The 13,215-nt window shown below is 47.3% G+C and carries 11 protein-coding genes; 6 read left to right on the top strand and 5 right to left on the bottom strand.

Going from position 1 to position 13,215, the window contains the following annotated elements:
- Window positions 1-59: 59 nt before the first annotated feature.
- Window positions 60-893, bottom strand: a complete 834-nt coding sequence (locus AC6H3C_RS12685; RefSeq protein WP_497515740.1) for a CvfB family protein — start codon at window positions 891-893, stop codon at window positions 60-62.
- 136 nt (window positions 894-1,029) lie between these two features.
- On the opposite strand from AC6H3C_RS12685, the gene AC6H3C_RS12690 reads away from it, so the two are divergent.
- The 6 genes from AC6H3C_RS12690 to hemH all read left to right on the top strand — a co-directional run bounded on the left by AC6H3C_RS12690 (window position 1,030) and on the right by hemH (window position 8,488).
- Window positions 1,030-2,133 (top strand): Gfo/Idh/MocA family protein, encoded by a 1,104-nt coding sequence (locus AC6H3C_RS12690; RefSeq protein ID WP_497515741.1) that lies wholly within the window; start codon window positions 1,030-1,032, stop codon window positions 2,131-2,133.
- The gene (gene malQ / locus AC6H3C_RS12695) at window positions 2,123-3,619 is read left to right on the top strand and encodes a 4-alpha-glucanotransferase (RefSeq protein ID WP_497515742.1); all 1,497 of its coding nucleotides are present in this window, start codon (window positions 2,123-2,125) and stop codon (window positions 3,617-3,619) included. The genes AC6H3C_RS12690 and malQ overlap by 11 nt, the downstream gene beginning before the upstream one ends.
- A gap of 88 nt (window positions 3,620-3,707) precedes the next feature.
- Window positions 3,708-5,084, top strand: coding sequence for an oxygen-independent coproporphyrinogen III oxidase (hemN, locus tag AC6H3C_RS12700; protein ID WP_497515743.1), 1,377 nt, complete (start codon window positions 3,708-3,710; stop codon window positions 5,082-5,084).
- Window positions 5,085-6,434, top strand: coding sequence for a protoporphyrinogen oxidase (gene hemG / locus AC6H3C_RS12705; RefSeq protein WP_497515744.1), 1,350 nt, complete (start codon window positions 5,085-5,087; stop codon window positions 6,432-6,434).
- A 60-nt stretch (window positions 6,435-6,494) separates the two neighbouring features.
- The gene (hemF, locus tag AC6H3C_RS12710; protein WP_497515745.1) at window positions 6,495-7,391 is read left to right on the top strand and encodes an oxygen-dependent coproporphyrinogen oxidase; all 897 of its coding nucleotides are present in this window, start codon (window positions 6,495-6,497) and stop codon (window positions 7,389-7,391) included.
- Window positions 7,392-7,465: 74 nt separating this feature from the next.
- A complete protein-coding gene (gene hemH / locus AC6H3C_RS12715) occupies window positions 7,466-8,488 on the top strand; it encodes a ferrochelatase (RefSeq protein WP_497515746.1) in 1,023 nt (340 codons plus the stop codon).
- Between the two features lie 66 nt (window positions 8,489-8,554).
- On the opposite strand, the gene AC6H3C_RS12720 is transcribed toward hemH, so the two are convergent.
- The 4 genes from AC6H3C_RS12720 to AC6H3C_RS12735 form a co-directional block, all read right to left on the bottom strand.
- Complete coding sequence (locus tag AC6H3C_RS12720; protein ID WP_497515748.1) at window positions 8,555-9,826, bottom strand: M16 family metallopeptidase; 1,272 nt, start codon at window positions 9,824-9,826, stop codon at window positions 8,555-8,557.
- Entirely contained in the window at window positions 9,823-11,061 is a 1,239-nt protein-coding gene (locus tag AC6H3C_RS12725) for a M16 family metallopeptidase (RefSeq protein ID WP_497515749.1), read from the bottom strand. The genes AC6H3C_RS12720 and AC6H3C_RS12725 overlap by 4 nt, the downstream gene beginning before the upstream one ends.
- Entirely contained in the window at window positions 11,058-12,026 is a 969-nt protein-coding gene (locus AC6H3C_RS12730) for an NAD(P)H-dependent flavin oxidoreductase (protein WP_497515750.1), read from the bottom strand. The genes AC6H3C_RS12725 and AC6H3C_RS12730 overlap by 4 nt, the downstream gene beginning before the upstream one ends.
- Before the next feature lie 117 nt (window positions 12,027-12,143).
- Window positions 12,144-13,214 (bottom strand): mechanosensitive ion channel family protein, encoded by a 1,071-nt coding sequence (locus AC6H3C_RS12735; protein ID WP_497515751.1) that lies wholly within the window; start codon window positions 13,212-13,214, stop codon window positions 12,144-12,146.
- Between the last annotated feature and the right edge of the window lies 1 nt (window position 13,215).

The following is a 13,215-nucleotide window of genomic DNA, read 5'->3' on the forward strand; positions in this document are numbered from 1 at the left end:
GAGTTACAGGTTACGTGTTTCGGGTTGCGAAACTGAGACTGATCACCACGACTGAATACTTAATATGCCAGCCTGATTCCTTGATCTTCGATATTGATCAACCGTTTTTTGTATAAGGCGCCAATGGCCTTTTTAAAATTCTTTTTACTAATGCCAAACACGTTTGAAATTACCTCCGGACCGCTTTTATCGTTGTAGGGAAGGTAACCACCCGCTGCTTTCAGTTTGTCCAATACCGAGCCCGATATACCGTCAATCTTTTCGTAACCGGCTTTTTCGAGTGAAAGATCGATTTTTTCATCCGGCCTGATATTTTTGATGTAGCCTTTCAGTTTATCCCCGGTTTTCAGGGGTTTGAACACTTCATTTTTAAATAATACGCCCCAATAGCAGTTATCGATAATGGCTTTGTAACCCAGGTCGGTTTGTCCTGCAATAATGAGGTCAACTTCTTCGCCCACTTCAAAATCAACCGGAACGTTATCCAAAAATTTATCGAGTTTGGACGAAGCAACAATTCGCTGGCTTTCATCGTCGAGATAAACGAATACCAGGTACGATTTTCCCTCTTCCATTTTTACCTGTTGCTCACGAAAGGGGACAAGCAGGTCCTTGGGCAGGCCCCAATCCAGGAAAGCTCCAATAGCCGTGGTCGAAACAACCTTTAAGCGGGCAAATTCACCAACCATGACGTATGGCTTGTCGGTTATGGCTACCAACCGGTCTTCAGAATCGAGGTAGATAAACACGCTCACGGTGTCGCCCACCTGACAATTTTCGGGAACATACCGTTTGGGCATCAGGATTTCTCCATGCTGCCCACCGTCGAGGTAAACTCCGAAATCGACTGTTTTTAAAACCTCCAGTTCATTTAATGAGCCAATTATTGCCATAAATCTGCATTTTTTATTGAACGCAAAGGTACTGCTTCGGGGCGGATTTGTTAGCTTTTAATTGTAATCTTTTTGACCGGGAAGAACCGATGCCAGTTGAAAAGTTATATTTTTGTCTGAAACAGAACCCCATACCATGAACAATATACGTATTGGATTTTTAGGGGCCGGCGGAATAGCGCGCGCTCATGCCTATGCCTTACAGGCCTTGAAGTATTACTACGATCAGGTTCCCGAAATCATCTTTGAATCAGTCTGTTCTGCTACGGCAAACAAACGTGAGAAATTTGCTTCTCAGTTTGGATTCAATCGGGCGGAATCGGAGGATGATTTTTTTCAGAACAAGCAACTAAATGGCATATTTATTTTAGGCCCTAATAAGGTTCATTTTGAACATTTGGAACAGGCGCTTAAAATGCCAAATGTCGGGTTTATTTACCTGGAAAAGCCGGTTTGCGCTTCATGGGAGGAGGAACAACAGATGTGGCAATTGCAGGAAAACCTGAACCCGGGAGTAAAGGTTCAGGTTGGTTTTCAATACCTGCAAACCGCTTCGGTGCGGGAGGCGCTAAACTTTTGGAAATCGGGGAAGTTGGGCAAGCCCATTCACTTCGACCTGAAATACTATCATGCCGACTACCTGCAACGGGCTTACCGCGATAAGCGGAAAACACGCCTGGTTGCGGCGCCCGACGGCGGGGCGATGGCCGACCTGGGCTCTCACGGAATTAGCTTGTTGCTGGCTTTCCTGGGCGACCAGCTTCAAATTACCGGGGCCTTGCAGGGGGGTAGCTTCAGCGATGTGCCGGATGATTCGGACTTGTTCAGTTCACTTTCGTTGTACGATCCTCAGAGCAGGGCAGTGGGTCACTTGTCGGCCAGCCGGATCAGTTCCGGGACCGGCGACCTGGTTCATCTCGAAATTTATGCCGAAAAGGGTTGCCTGCGTTATTCGTCGCACCGGCCGGAGCAGTTCGGTTACTTCCTCGAAGAAACCGGGCAATGGGTGAGCCAGGTGGTCGGGAGCCACTATCAGCCGATCAGCAGTTTTCCATCGGGACATGTGCCGCCGGGATGGCTGCGTTCGATGGTGCATGCGCATTATTTGTTTTTGGGCGGACCGGACGAAAAAGCTTTTATCCCCGATCTGAAACATGGACTGGAAGTACAGCGTTTGGTCCGCGAAACGGCCGGTTATCTTGGTGGATTCAGAAAAAAAATAAAAGAATATGGAGCGTAGTAGTGGTATTTTGCTTCATATCAGCTCGTTGCCAAATCCTTACGGTATTGGCAGCATGGGGCACGATGCCTATCAGTTTGTCGACTTTTTACACGAAACAGGGCAAACGCTCTGGCAGATCCTGCCGCTCGGACCTACCGGCTATGGTAATTCGCCCTACCAGTCTTATTCGGCTTTTGCAGGAAATGTCCTGTTAATCAGCCTGGAAAAACTGATTGAAGCGGGTTTGATTGGTGAAGAAGATCTGGAAGATATGCCCGTGCTGTCGTCGCAAAAAGTAGAGTACGATTTGGTAACGGAAGGAAAAACCAAACTCCTGCGAAAAGCCTGGTTAACATTCAATAAGAAATTTGATATCTGGAAAGATGATTATTACATTTTTTTGGATGAACACTCCTGGTGGCTCGATGATTATGCTCTTTTCAGCGCCATTAAAGGGAAAGATGAGAAATTGTGCTGGAACGAATGGGCTGAAAAACTGAAATACCGCGATACCCACGAACTGGATGTGGCCAAACACCGGTATCACGAGGATATCCGGTTTCATTGTTTTGTGCAGTTTATATTTTTCAGGCAGTGGTCAGAGCTAAAAGCCTATGCCAATTTAAAGGAAGTCCGGATCATCGGAGACCTGCCTTTATATGTTTCGCTCGACAGTTCGGATGTTTGGGCTAATCAGGACATTTTTTTACTGAATGAGCAAGGTGAAATGACCCATGTGGGCGGAGTGCCTCCTGATTATTTCAGTGAAACGGGACAGTACTGGGGCTGTCCGGTGTTCGATTGGGAACGGTTGGAACAACGCAACTACGATTGGTGGGCGGCCCGGGTCCACTTTAACTTACGGATGTTTGATTTGATTCGTATTGATCATTTCAGGGGACTGGAATCGTTTTGGGCGATTCCGGCCGGCGAAGAAACTGCCGTAAACGGCGAATGGCGCCCTGCCAAAGGCTTTGAACTGTTGGCACTGCTAAAATCGCAGCTGGGATCATTACAGGTGATTGCCGAAGACTTGGGTATCATTACCCCTGAGGTTGAGAAGTTACGCGACGATTTTGAACTACCAGGCATGAAAGTACTCCAATTTGCTTACGCATCCGACGAAACCAATGAAAATCTGCCGCATAATTTTAGTCCGAACTTTGTTGTTTATACCGGGACCCACGATAACGACACGACCATTGGCTGGTTGAAATCAGCTACAAAAACGGAACGGAAGAACCTGAAACAGTATTTCGCCTCGGGTTGGGGAAATATGCACCGAAGCTTAATTGAAGCAGCCTGGGCGTCTGTGGCGAAGATGGCCATTTTGCCCATGCAGGATCTGCTGGAACTGGATGGCCGGGGGCGGATGAATACGCCGGGAACCGTAACCGATAACTGGGAATGGCGGCTGGAATGGAAACAGCTTAAAAAATCGCATAAAGCCTTTCTGAACACGCTGACCCGGAAGTATAACCGGTGCGGGAGCCGGCAGGCGTAAATCAGCTGCGGTTGATATGTGTCAAACTCATTTATGGAACAGATAATTTTTGCTATTTTTGGAATCTTGCTGAACAAAAAAAGAATACATGAAGATACCTCAAGCATTAGTCGAAAAATACAATATTCCGGTTCCCCGGTATACCAGTTATCCGCCTGCCAACTTTTTTGGCGATGACTTTGGTACGGCCGACTACCTGAAGGCCGTGGAACAATCAAACCGGGAGAAACCTGAAAATATTTCCATTTACCTGCATATTCCGTTTTGCACCCGGTTGTGCCTTTACTGCGGGTGCAACACGCACATCACCCGCGACCAGCAGTTAATGCGTCACTATGTGGACGTCCTGAAAAAGGAAATCCGCATGATCCGTCCGCTTCTGGACAAAAATCGCAGAGTATCGCAAATTCACTGGGGAGGGGGTACGCCGAATGCACTTCCGGCTGAATACATCGGTGAAATTATGGAATTGCTGACTTCGGAATTTCACTTCATAGAAAAGCCGGAGATTGCGGTGGAATGTAATCCCGCCCACCTGGACAAATCCTATATCGACAAACTGGCTTCTTTCGGTTTTAACCGCATCAGTATGGGGGTGCAGGATTTTCAGGAGAACGTATTGAATGCGGTCCACCGCGAAGTGCCGGCCATCCCGGTACCCGAACTGTATGCCATGATTAAATCGCATCCGGGCATGTCGGTTAACCTCGATTTTATTTACGGGTTGCCTTATCAAACGGCTGAAACTTTTGCAAAAACCATGGAGCAGGCGCTGGCGATCTCGCCCGACCGCCTGGTCACCTTTTCGTATGCACACGTTCCCTGGGTGAAAAAAGCCCAGCAAAAACTGGAAAAATACGGCTTGCCTTCGGCCGACGAGAAGGTGAAAATGTTTGAATCGGCCTGGGAGCAGATAAAAGCAGCCGGTTATATCCCCATCGGGCTCGACCATTATGCCAAACCCGACGACGATATGGCGCAGGCGCTGTTAAGCCGGACGCTTCACCGGAATTTTCAGGGATACTGTACCCGCGAAACAACCGGGCAGGTATATGCTTTCGGTGTAACCGGCATCAGCCAGTTGGAAAATGTTTACGCTCAAAATGCGCGGACGGTAAAAGAGTACATGAAGTATCTGGATAAAGGCGAAATACAGATTGTAAAAGGGTACGCCCTTTCGCGTACCGAAAAGATCATCCGGCAAATCATCAACGAAATCATGTGTAACCAGTATTTATCGTGGCAGCAGGTTGCCGGCAACTTTGGAACAACGGCAACCGAAATCAAGCAGTTGCTGAATTTCGGGAATGAAAAGCTGGAACCCTTCAAGGCAGACCGCTTGCTGGAATACAACGATGATGAAGTGGTGATCCACGATATCGGCCGGTTCTTTTTAAGGAATATTTCGGCCGTCTTTGATATTCATATCGGCGATCCCAACCGCAAATTTTCAAAATCGGTTTAAATGACAAAAAAAGTAGCTGTTATCGGCGCCGGCTTAACCGGGTTAACTACTGCCTATTATCTTCTAAAAAGAGGAATTGACGTAGCTGTGTTTGAAAAAGCAGACCGGGCAGGAGGAGTGATCCAAACCGTTCAGCAAGATGGATTTTTATATGAAAACGGACCCAGTACGGGAGTGTTGGGGCACCCGGAAGCGGCCGAACTAATTGAAGAACTGGCTGGTTTGTGCGAACTCGAAATAGCCGACGAGACAGCCAAATACCGCTGGATTTGGAAAGGCGACCGATGGCATGCTTTGCCTTCGGGTTTGATTGGCGGTATCCGGACTCCCTTGTTTTCAATTGCCGACAAGTTTCGCTTGTTGGGCGAGCCTTTCCGAAAACCCGGAACCAATCCGAATGAATCACTGGCCGACCTGGTCAGGCGCCGGATGGGCAAAAGTTTTCTGGATTATGCAGTCGATCCGTTTATCCTGGGTATCTATTCGGGCGATCCCGAAAAACTGATTACCAAGTACGCCATGCCCAAGTTATATAACCTGGAGCAGAAATACGGCAGTTTTATCGGCGGGGCAATCAGGAAAGCAAAAGAGCCGAAAACCGAACGCGACAAAAAAGCGACCCGGCAGGTATTTTCGCTGAAAGACGGCTTGTCGAATCTGATTGACGCGCTGGTTCATGAAATCGGTCCGGATCGGATTCAACTGAATGCGACCGGCATAAAAGTTAGCAGGCTAAATCAAGGTTACGAACTGAAGTATGCCGGCGCCTCGCCGCTTCATTTTGATCAGGTTATTTCGACGGTAGGTGCGTATACCCTAAAAGATATTTTTGATTTTTTACCAACCGGTCAACTGGCAAAAGTTGAAAAATTACCCTATGCCCGGGTGGTACAGGTTTCGGTTGGCTTTAAAAAATGGGAAGGTATTGATTTAAAGGCCTTCGGCGGATTGATCCCTTTCCGTGAAAAACGGCAGGTACTCGGATGCCTCTTTCTGTCTTCATTTTTGAAAAACCGGGCCACTGAAGGAGGTGCGCTGATTTCTACCTTCTTAGGAGGTGTGCGTAAACCCGAAATGGTTGATCTGGCCGACGAAGAGATCCGGAATATCGTTTCTTCCGAATTAAAAATGCTCCTGGGTCTAACAAAATGGGCCCCTGACTTGTTGGTAGTAAATCGCTATCAATATGCTATTCCGCAGTATGGTATTGAGTCGGAGGAAAAACTGGCTGCTATCGCTGATCTGGAAAAAGCAAACCCAGGCTTGGTTCTGGCCGGTAATATCCGTGACGGTATCGGCATGGCCGACCGGATCAAACAGGGGCGAATGATAGCTGAAAGCCTGACCTGAGTTTTGTTGTAAAAAGCACGGCAAGGGTAGGCCCACCAGTATGGATTTACAATAAAAACCATGAGAAAAGATCGGGTAGCAACTACTTACCGTAAATTGCAGCAGCAAATCTGTCAGCAACTGGAAACAGCCGACGGAAAATCAGAATTTAGAACAGATCGTTGGGAAAAGTCTATTGGTCACGGGTATACGATGGTATTTCAGGGAGGCGATGCCATTGAGAAGGCCGCGGTCAATTTTTCGGCTGTCGGCGGAAATGTAACACCGAGCATGCGCAAAGCCCTCGCTATTGAAGAAGGGCAGGAGTACTTTGCCAGCGGAATCTCATCCATTATCCATCCGTTAAATCCGCATGTTCCGGTTACCCATATGAATGTACGTTATTTTGAGTTAAGCTCGGGCCAGTCGTGGTTTGGAGGAGGAATCGATTTGACGCCGCATTACGTGGATCAGCAGGAAGCTTCCTGGTTTCACCGGGAGCTAAAAACGGTCTGTGATCGTTTTGATACCGCTTACTATCCTGAATTTAAGAAGTGGGCCGACGATTATTTTTTTTTGAAACACCGGAACGAAACACGGGGTATTGGTGGCGTTTTTTTTGATCACCGGCCGGCAACAGAAGACGAAGCTTTTGAGAAACTGTTTGCTTTCACCCGCGATTTGGCCGAAGCCTATCCGCGTATTTACATCGAACTGCTCAATAAGAACCGTAACCGGAAGTTCACCGAGGCCGAAAAAAAATGGCAAAGCCTGCGACGAGGCCGCTACGTGGAGTTTAATCTGTTATATGACCGCGGCACAAAATTCGGTTTGGAATCAGATGGCCGCACTGAGTCCATTTTTTTAAGTATGCCTCCAATGGCTTCGTGGACTTACGATTATCAGGCAGAACCGGGATCAAGGGAAGAGGAGACGCTTAATCTGTTAAAAAAGGAAATCGACTGGCTGAATGCTTAAAAACAGGAGATCGTTTCATCTTCATAGGAGAAAGTTTGTTTGCATAAAGAAGACACATAAAAAACCAAAAAGCAATGAAAGGAACAGATCATTCAAAACGCACCGCTGTTTTGCTGGTGAATGTAGGCACGCCCGACGAACCAAAAGTGCCTGCCGTTCGTCGTTATTTGTTTCAGTTTCTGAACGACCGCCGGGTCATTGACCTGCCGCTCATTCTGCAAAAGTTGCTGGTAAACCTGATCATTGTGCCATTTCGGGCACCAAAGTCAACCAAACTGTATCAGATGTTATGGACCGACGAAGGTTCGCCTTTGCTGGTAAATGCCGAAAAAAACAGGGCAAAGCTTCAGGAGGCGCTGGGCGACGATTACGAGGTGTTCACTGCCATGCGCTACCAGAATCCGGCATTGAAACAGGTTTTACAGGAAGTACGCCGGCGGGGTTTCGGGAAAATGGTGGTGATTCCGGTTTTCCCTCAATATGCCTCATCAACAACCGGCACCATCTTTCAGTATGTGGCCAGGGAGATTTCCGGCTGGGAAGTGATTCCTGAGTTGCGGCTGGTCGGCCAGTTTTACGATCATCCGAAGTTTGTGGAAGCCTTTGTTTCGCGCATCCGGGAATATCAGCCGGAAAGCTGGGATCACCTGATATTTTCATATCACGGTTTGCCGAACCGGCAATTAAATAAAGTGCATCCTCAGGCCGACTCAACGGCATGTCAGTGTACGACCGGGATGCCTGCGCACGGAAAATTTTGTTACCGGGCCACCTGTTATCATACTTCACGCCTGCTGGCCCAGGCATTAAACCTGACTCCGGCAGATTATTCGGTTTCTTTTCAATCGCGCCTCGACCGCAACTGGATGGAACCTTTTACCGATGAGTTACTGATTGAAAAAGCCAAAGAAGGTAAAAAGAGGATTCTGGTGGTTGCGCCTGCCTTTGTTGCCGACTGTCTCGAAACTTCGGTTGAAATCGGGATTGAATACCAGGATTTGTTTGTGGAACATGGCGGCGAAAAGGTCCAACTGGTCGAAAGCCTGAATGACCATCCCCTTTGGATTGAAACACTCCGGCTGCTGGTTGAAAATTAGATGCGCCAGATGAAACCTTTATAAAACCGTCGTTTTTGTAAAAGAAAAGTATGGCCGGGTCTCGCTTTACCCGGCAATCACGGTGTAAAAGCTGTCCCGGTCGAAATATTTTTGGGCTAATTGCTGCAATTGAACGGGCGAAACCTCGGTCATGCATTGATAATATTTGTCGTAGAATGAATAGTCGAGCCCAAAATCGTGTATGTTCCGAAAGGTCTGTGCCAGGGCAAAAGGTCCGTCCAGGTCGCGTACAAATTCGCCCAGCAGATATTGCCGTACCCGGTCGAGCTCATTTTCACCGACAGCTTCCTGTTTCAGCCTTTCCAGTTCATTAAAAATTTCAGTAATTGTGTTTTCGGTATAACTTTTATCTACCTCGGATGAAATGACCAGGTACCCCAGTTCTTTAAAGCTGATAAAACTGGCGCCTATGCCATAGGTATAGCCTTTTTCTTCGCGAATGTTGGCCATCAGTCTCGAACTAAAATAACCGCCAAGAATGGTGATGAGCACTTGCAGTGGCAAATAGTCCGGATGGCTTTTATTGACAAGAATTTTACCGATACGGATAGCCGATTGAATCGAGTCGGCCTTGGGAACGTACCGTTTTTTAACAACCGATGGATTAACCTGAAAAACGGGATCAACGCTTTTCGTTCGCAGCCAGTCATTTTCACCGAAATGAGTATTAAGCAGGTGTTCAACACCGTCGTCGAACCGGCCGGCCAGTAAGATTTCGCAATTACCTGCATGATAAAATTTTCGGTGGAAGCTGAGCAACGATTCACGCTGAAGCAGGTCAAAGTCTTCAGCCTTTACCGTTTGTGCGTAGGGGTGACCTTCGCCAAATAATAAGGTGGAGAACATTTTTTGGCACAGCACTTTTACCTTTTCGTTTTCGAGCAAAAAGCGTTGTTTCCGGCGTTGTACCAGGGTTTCAAATTCCTGCTCGGGGAATGTCGGATTTTTAAGAAGATCTTCGATTACCGGCATTAATCCGGGTAAATGCCTGGTCAGGCTGATGATACTGACCAAGCCGTACTGCTGGTCGGCCAGCAACTGGAGGTAGGCCCCGTGAAAATCGAAAATTTCAGCAATCTGCGGGGCCGAATACGACTGGCTGCCTTCCTGTAACATGGCATTGCACAAGGCCGCTTGTAACTGGTCGGTTTGTTGCCACGAACCGGCCTCAAACATAAAATCAATCTTACAAACTTCCTGGGTTCCCGCGTGAAGCGAATAAACCGGGATCCCGTTATCCAGCCGTGTTTTTTTTGCTTGAAGAATTTCCGGTTTATCCGTTGGCCTGACCGGAGGCGCCATGTATCTGTTAATCATGGTTTGGCAAGGTAATTAAGTTGAGAACAGTTTTCGGGCCGGAATAATTTTTGTGCCGTCATCATCAGTTCAGCCGGACTCACCGAACGGTAGATATCCAACTCTTCATTGATCAGTTCCGCTTTTTCAATATTTTCGAAGGTGGCCAGTTCCTGGGCCATATTCAGGTAATTCATCTGCGAATAGACATGGTTGGCTTCGAGCTTGTTTTTCACTTTTTCCAATTCCGACCTTGGTACAAACTCCTGCTGCAACTTTTGCAATTCAACCCATACCGCCTTTTTTGCCTGCTCAATGTTAACCTGTTTCGATAATTTTCCGGAAACAATGAACAGTCCGGGATCGTGATCCCCCGAAACGTAGGCATCGAGCTCAATAAAAAGCCGTTCTTCTTTTACCAGTTTTTGGTACAGGCGCGACGAATTTCCGTTTGACAATACATCCGAAATCAAATCGCAAACGTAATATTCGCGATTGCGCCGGTCGGTCATGTGAAAAACCAGGTATATGGCCGTATCGGGTACCGAACGTTCAACGGTTAACTCGCGGAAAGCGGTTTGTTCAGGCTCGTCAGGTATCTGCGGTTTTACGACATTTCGGACAGGAACGGAGCCAAACCATTTTTCCGCCATCGTTAAACTCATGTCAACATCGACATTTCCGCTTAAAACCAGTACCGCATTGTCAGGTGCATAAAAGCGGTAGAAAAACGATTTGACATCGTCAAGAGTGGCATCGGCGATGTGGCTGATTTCTTTTCCGATGGTTGGCCAGTTATACGGATGCACCCGGTAAGCCAGGTCGCGGATTAAAGCCCAAACATCACCGTAGGGCTGATTCAGGTTGCGTTGTTTGAATTCTTCGATCACTACATTCCGTTGCACATCCAGGCTTTCTTCCGAAAAAGCGAGTTCGAGCATCCGGTCCGATTCGAGCCAGAATCCGGTTTCCATGTTTGTTTTGGGAACTGTCAGGTAATAATTGGTAAAATCGTTGGTGGTATAGGCGTTGTTCTCACCTCCGGCTTGTTGCAGGGGGATATCGTAGTCGGAAATATGTTTTGAGCCGCCAAACATCAAATGTTCAAACAGATGGGCAAATCCGGTGCGGTTGGGGTCTTCATATTTTGCTCCCACATGATAACACAGATCAAGCGCCACCATCGGTGTCGAATAATCCGGATATACCAGGATGCTGAGCCCGTTTTTGAGTTGATGCCTGTAGAATTGAATCATACGCTGAAATCAAAATTTGTACCTTCAACAAGTTCGCGAAGGGCTTGTTCAAATTCACTGATCAGGGTATGCATAATTTCTTCGACCGTTGGAATATGATCAATCATGGCCGATACTTGTCCGATTTCGAGTTCGCCTTCGGTCAGGTCTCCTTCAAACATACCTTTTTTGGCGCGTCCGCGTCCCAGCAACTGACGAAGTTCTTCTTCAGATGCCCCACGTAATTCATATTCATTCACCTTGTTAAAGAATTCATTTTTTATCAGTCGGACCGGTGAGAGTTTCTTCAAAGCCAGTTTGGTGCCGCCTTCTCCCAGGGAAACAACCAGTTTTTTGAAATCGGGGTGCGCCGACGATTCCTGCGAAATGGCAAAGCGCGACCCGATTTGAACGCCGTCGGCCCCCAGGACCATAACGGCCAGCATGGAACGCCCGCAGCCGACGCCACCTGCTGCCATTAAGGGCATATCCGTAGTTTTCCGCACCGACGGGATCAGAGTCAGGGTGGTTGTTTCATCCCGTCCGTTATGGCCGCCTGCCTCAAAACCTTCGGCTACAATGGCATCCACTCCGGCCTCTTCGCATTTTTTTGCGAAGTAAGAAGAAGCGATCACATGGGCAACCATTATCCCCCGTTGGTGCAGCCAGCTGGTCCAGGCTTTCGGGCTGCCGGCCGAGGTAAAAACAATGGGCACTTTTTCGGCGGCAATGATTTCCATGATGGTTTCCAACTCGGGATAAAAGAGTGGAACATTAACCCCGAAAGGCTTATTGGTGGCTTTTTTGGTTTTTTGAATGTGTTCGAGCAGGGTTTCGGGATGCATTGAACCGGCGCCCAACAGCCCCAACCCCCCGTGGTTACTTACGGCCGAAGCCAGTTTCCATCCGCTGCACCAGACCATACCGCCTTGCACGACCGGGTATTTGATATTAAATAATGTTGTAATTCGGTTTTTTGTATTCATCGTGTATTTCTTGCTAAAGAAGAGCGACAAAGTTAGCAAAAATGGGTAACAGGCAGAATGAACCGTGCCGCAAGAAACGAGCTTAAACCGCTAATTTAATATCGCGGGCTTGGATGCCTATTCGAAATGCTTTGATTTGAGATGCAGATCGCGTTGGGGAAAAGGAATCTCGATCTGATTTCTGCGAAACTCATCGTCGATAATAAAGCGAAGGTCACTTTTAATACTTTCAACAATAAAGTCGTTTTCTGTCCAGAAATGCAGCTCAAAATCGAGCGACGATTCTCCAAAATCATTAAACCGGACAAAGGCTTTCGGTTCTTTCACGATGAGCTCATGGCGGGCAGCGGCAGCCAGCAGAATCCGCTCCACCAGCCTCACATCCGAACCGTAGGCCACGCCTACCTTTACATGAAACCGGGTAACTTCTTCATTATGGGTCCAGTTAATTACTTTTTCGCCGGTAAACCGCGAATTTGGAACAATAATGACGACATTGTCGCGTGTCAGCACTTTTGATACCCGAAGGCCGATCTCAAGAACCCGGCCGACCACGCCTTCCACTTCGACAATATCATTTATTTCAATGGAACCGTCAAACAAGATGATGATACCGGAAAAGAAATCGTTAAAGATATGTTGCAAACCGAACCCGACTCCAACCAATAAGGCAGATATACTGGCAACCACCAGGGTGATCTGAAATCCCAGAGAGCTGATGATCACGATAAAACCGATCATCCAGGCCAGGTATTTAATGATTTGCATGAGCGATTTTCCGCGCCCGATGTCCATATGTTTCTGTTCTACACGCTTGTCCATCAGGTATTCCAGCATATAAATAAGAATCCGTGTGAAATAGATAATTAGGAAAATGATAAACAGATTGACCACCTTGATGGTGAATTTTTCTCCGGTGTACAACGGAAATTGTGAAACCGACTGGTAATGGATCTGTAAAATTTCCAGGAAAAGCATAAGAGCTGTAAACCAGATGAAAAAGCGGATTCCCTGCCGGATAAAACGGGCAAATTTTGCCGGAAATTGTTTTCTGCGTTCGACCTGATTAACCAGGCTGATACCGAAATGATTGAGAAATATGGCCGCAAGCAGTACCGATGCAAGAAAAATAACTTCGGTAAGCGTATAGGTGATGCCTCCTGATTGAAAAACTACCAGTTCATTCATG

This window comes from Gaoshiqia sp. US2 (assembly GCF_059705485.1).

Bases quoted from the DNA above. Each gene is read 5' to 3' on its own strand.
- hemG (WP_497515744.1), top strand. From the start codon at position 5,085: ATGACAAAAAAAGTAGCTGTTATCGGCGCCGGCTTAACCGGGTTAACT.
- hemH (WP_497515746.1), top strand. From the start codon at position 7,466: ATGAAAGGAACAGATCATTCAAAACGCACCGCTGTTTTGCTGGTGAAT.
- AC6H3C_RS12720 (WP_497515748.1), bottom strand. From the start codon at position 9,826: ATGATTAACAGATACATGGCGCCTCCGGTCAGGCCAACGGATAAACCG.
- hemF (WP_497515745.1), top strand. From the start codon at position 6,495: ATGAGAAAAGATCGGGTAGCAACTACTTACCGTAAATTGCAGCAGCAA.
- hemN (WP_497515743.1), top strand. From the start codon at position 3,708: ATGAAGATACCTCAAGCATTAGTCGAAAAATACAATATTCCGGTTCCC.
- AC6H3C_RS12725 (WP_497515749.1), bottom strand. From the start codon at position 11,061: ATGATTCAATTCTACAGGCATCAACTCAAAAACGGGCTCAGCATCCTG.
- malQ (WP_497515742.1), top strand. From the start codon at position 2,123: ATGGAGCGTAGTAGTGGTATTTTGCTTCATATCAGCTCGTTGCCAAAT.
- AC6H3C_RS12690 (WP_497515741.1), top strand. From the start codon at position 1,030: ATGAACAATATACGTATTGGATTTTTAGGGGCCGGCGGAATAGCGCGC.
- AC6H3C_RS12685 (WP_497515740.1), bottom strand. From the start codon at position 893: ATGGCAATAATTGGCTCATTAAATGAACTGGAGGTTTTAAAAACAGTC.
- AC6H3C_RS12730 (WP_497515750.1), bottom strand. From the start codon at position 12,026: ATGAATACAAAAAACCGAATTACAACATTATTTAATATCAAATACCCG.
- AC6H3C_RS12735 (WP_497515751.1), bottom strand. From the start codon at position 13,214: ATGAATGAACTGGTAGTTTTTCAATCAGGAGGCATCACCTATACGCTT.